The sequence below is a fragment of the Bartonella sp. AD328YNZD genome, from assembly GCF_042196425.1.
Genome location: NZ_JBHIQG010000294.1, coordinates 1 through 3,031 on the forward strand (window position 1 = coordinate 1; position 3,031 = coordinate 3,031).

The following is a 3,031-nucleotide window of genomic DNA, read 5'->3' on the forward strand; positions in this document are numbered from 1 at the left end:
TAAAGCAACCAAATGATAGAAACCGCGTACCCATTAATAAAACAATCCCTGCCGAAATCAAGCGAGGAGACAGATGAAAACAAAACAAACAAAACCAGTGAAAGCCGAACAATTAAATAGTTATTATGAAGAAAGCCGAGGTTTAGAACGTGATCTCATAAGTGAGTTTATAAGATCGCGTAGGACGGCATGGCGTGTAGCAGGTGCTGTTGGTCTTTTTGGCTTATTTGGTATGATATGTGGAGTTGTCGGTTTTTCTCAACCAGCTCCCACCCCTTTAGTATTACGTGTTGATAATGCAACAGGTGCAGTTGATGTTATCTCCATCATGCGTGAACATGAAACCAGCTATGGTGAAGTTGTAGACAGATATTGGCTCAATCAATATGTGCTTAACCGCGAAACTTACGACTACGATACCATTCAACTGAACTATGACACAACAGCACTTTTAAGCGCAGCAGCTGTTCAACAAGAATATTTAAAAATTTATGAAGGAGAAAATGCGCGGGATAAAGTTCTGTCTAACAAAGCACGTATCACAGTTAAAGTACGATCAATCCAACCTAATGGGCTCGGTCAAGCAACTGTACGTTTTACGACCCAACAGCATGACAGCACCGGTGCTGCTGGAGCAAAACAACACCAAATCGCAACAATTGGCTACACTTATGTTGGTTCACCTATGAAATCATCTGATCGATTGCTTAACCCCCTTGGTTTCCAAGTGACAAGTTATCGTTCTGACCCAGAAATACTATTGAATGATTAAGGTATTGATTGTTATGAAAAAACTTGCATTCATTGTTCTATTGTCTTCGTTTTCTTCTCTTTATACGGTGCCTGTGCAAGCACTCAAAAGCCCATCAAATTCACAATATGATCATCGCATTCGCTATATAACATATAACGAAGCTGATGTGGTTCAAATTGAAACAGTTCTTGGTGTGGCAACACATATTATTCTTGAAGAAGGTGAACAGTATATCACTCATGCCTTTGGTGATTCAGAGGCCTATGCCTTTGCGCATAAAGGAAGACATATTTTTATTAAACCAAAAGCAGAGCTTGCCAATACCAATCTCATCGTTGTAACTGATAAACGAAGTTACAAATTCCGACTGCAATTTCGCAATGACCGTGCAGGAGCAACTTATGAATTGGCTTTCCATTATCCCAATTCAAACGATGAAAAATCAGACACAAACAATCAACGGCTTGCAATTGAACGTGGTTTTCACCAAAGCGTAAAAGGTTATAATCTTAGTTACACCATGAGCGGTCACCAAGATATTGCGCCAATAAATGCTTGGGACAATGGGCGTATTACTTACTTTAAGTTTCCTGCTAACATGGACATGCCATCGATTTATGTCGTAGATGCTGAGGGGAATGAAAGCTTAATACCACGTACCGTTGTTGGCAGTTCTAATGATATTATCGCCGTTCATAAGGTCAATCCTAAGTGGCTTATACGACTTGGAAAACGTGCTTTAGCTGTTTTTAATGAAGCCTATGATCCCAATGGTATACCAAATACAACTGGAACAATATCTTCAGTGGTTCATCGCGTCAATAAAGGAGGAAAATGATGTTTGGTAATGAGAAGGGAGAGGGGAAAGGTACAAGACTAGACAATGCAGAGCAACGACATGTCGAAAGCGTGTATGGAGGATCGGAACTAGGTTCTGAACGCCGTCCGACAATTCCAGGTACTCGCGCATTGTTAATGGTAGGACTTATTGTCATAATAGCGGTACCGCTTGCTTTGACCTGGAAATCTTTTAAAATGCGTGACACCGTAGAAGTGGAGGAAGAGAAACCACAACAAACAGTACAGCAAATTATACCAAGCTATACCCCCCGAGTTATAGAAGAGCCAAAGTTTGTAGAAGAAGCAGATAAGCCAACACAAACAGAAGACTCAACTTTGGATATTTCACCAGCCTTGAGTAAGCTTCTTCAAACAACCATTCCCTCACATTTACTTAAAGATTCTGAAGAATTAGCACGCAGACGTATGCTCAGTTCTAGCCTTAACAACGGTGGGGGTGAAGGATCTGCAGAGACAAAAAAAGCATCGAATGATGATGGAAATAGTGGCGCATTATTCGACCGTCTCCAACCAGTTCGTTTAGGTCAATCACATGCAGCACAACTTCGTAATCGTGACTTCTTGATTACGCAAGGAACACAAATAGATTGCACATTGGAAACAAAGATCATCACATCACAACCAGGCATGACGACATGTCATCTAACACGTGATATTTACTCCACAAGTGGTCGCGTTGTTTTGCTCGACCGTGGTTCTAAAGTTGTTGGTTTTTACCAAAGTGGCATACAACAAGGACAAACGCGTGTATTTGTGCAATGGTCACGCATTGAAACGCCTTCTGGTGTTGTTGTCAATCTTGACTCACCTGGTACAGGTCCTCTTGGTGAATCAGGTATCGGCGGCTGGGTTGATAGACACTTTTGGGAACGATTTGGCAGTGCCATTATGGTCAGCATCATCGGTGATTTAGGAGAATGGGTAAGAAGCAAAATTAATAAAAATAGTAAAGAGAATTCACAAACTCAAAATGTTCAATCTCAAGGTGTTCAGAATGCTGAATCGATAGTGACCGATGTTCTTCAAGGTTCCATCAATATTGCACCAACACTTTATAAAAACCAAGGCGAACGAGTGAACATCTTTGTTGCTCGTGATCTGGATTTCAGCGATGTCTACAGTCTCGTCACACGTTAACCCAATACAGAAAGATCAAGCAGTTTCTCAGCTTTTGCAACCGCTTGATCATTTTTTAGAAGATCCGCAGATCACTGAATTATCGATCTGCCGCCCCTGTGAAGTATGGACAAAAAGCTTTAAGGGTTGGCAGGTATATAGCGTGCCAGAATTAACAACCACTTTTTTGCAAACGCTTATTACAGCTATTATCGTTTATAATGGTATGGCTCCCAGAAGTATTAATTATGTGCTCTTGCCTGGTGGACAACGTGGTACAATTATACAAACACCAGCTGT

Annotated in this window: 3 protein-coding genes and 2 pseudogenes; all 5 read left to right on the forward strand. The window is 41.0% G+C overall.

Annotated elements, in window-relative coordinates; translation table 11 throughout:
* Nucleotides 1-77: pseudogene (locus tag ACFIO3_RS10810) on the forward strand (TrwH protein); the annotation flags it as partial.
* Nucleotides 74-772, forward strand: a complete 699-nt coding sequence (locus ACFIO3_RS10815) for a virB8 family protein (RefSeq protein ID WP_375608478.1) — start codon at nt 74-76, stop codon at nt 770-772. The pseudogene ACFIO3_RS10810 and the gene ACFIO3_RS10815, both read left to right, overlap by 4 nt.
* Before the next feature lie 13 nt (nt 773-785).
* A complete protein-coding gene (gene virB9, locus ACFIO3_RS10820) occupies nt 786-1,592 on the forward strand; it encodes a P-type conjugative transfer protein VirB9 (protein WP_375608477.1) in 807 nt (268 codons plus the stop codon).
* Entirely contained in the window at nt 1,592-2,752 is a 1,161-nt protein-coding gene (gene virB10 / locus ACFIO3_RS10825; protein ID WP_375608481.1) for a type IV secretion system protein VirB10, read from the forward strand. The genes virB9 and virB10 overlap by 1 nt, the downstream gene beginning before the upstream one ends.
* Nucleotides 2,727-3,031, forward strand: a pseudogene (locus tag ACFIO3_RS10830) (P-type DNA transfer ATPase VirB11); the annotation flags it as partial. The gene virB10 and the pseudogene ACFIO3_RS10830, both read left to right, overlap by 26 nt.

Bases quoted from the DNA above. Each gene is read 5' to 3' on its own strand.
- ACFIO3_RS10815 (WP_375608478.1), top strand. From the start codon at position 74: ATGAAAACAAAACAAACAAAACCAGTGAAAGCCGAACAATTAAATAGT.
- virB9 (WP_375608477.1), top strand. From the start codon at position 786: ATGAAAAAACTTGCATTCATTGTTCTATTGTCTTCGTTTTCTTCTCTT.
- virB10 (WP_375608481.1), top strand. From the start codon at position 1,592: ATGTTTGGTAATGAGAAGGGAGAGGGGAAAGGTACAAGACTAGACAAT.